The organism is Chimaeribacter arupi (genome assembly GCF_002858805.1).
In the GTDB taxonomy this organism is placed as follows: Bacteria; Pseudomonadota; Gammaproteobacteria; order Enterobacterales; family Enterobacteriaceae; genus Chimaeribacter; species Chimaeribacter arupi.
In genome coordinates this window covers 1-365 of the sequence record NZ_PJZI01000102.1, presented here as the reverse complement: position 1 = coordinate 365, position 365 = coordinate 1, and the positions used below count along the sequence as shown (strand labels likewise).

1 protein-coding gene is annotated in these 365 nt (G+C 56.7%); it reads right to left on the bottom strand.

The genetic code is table 11. The features are described from left to right. Positions 1 to 365: Ig-like domain-containing protein (locus CYR52_RS22765; protein WP_165699115.1), on the bottom strand; the 365-nt coding region annotated here is incomplete at both ends.

Sequence of the window (365 nt, the reverse complement as noted above, 5' to 3'; positions counted from 1 at the left end):
TCGCCATCCGCCAGTTCCGGCGCGGTAAAGCGCCAGGTTTCCCCGGTTTTGGTGGCCGGATAAACCGTACCGTTGATCAGCACTTCCACCGTTACCGCATCGGCGTCGATATTGCTCAGGGTAAACGTCGGCGTTTTCACATTGGTGATGTTGTCGGCCGAATCGGCACCGCTGTCTGACGCGTCATTCAGATCGATGGTTGGGATATTCACCGTGGTATCGATGGTAAAGGCAAACGCCTCACCGCTGAGGCTGTTACCCGCCACATCCGTAACAGTGACTATCAAAGAATGTTCGCCGTCAGCCAATGCCGAAGGTGTCACAAAGTGCCATTGCCCTGCTGCATCCTGCACTGCCGCCTGCGG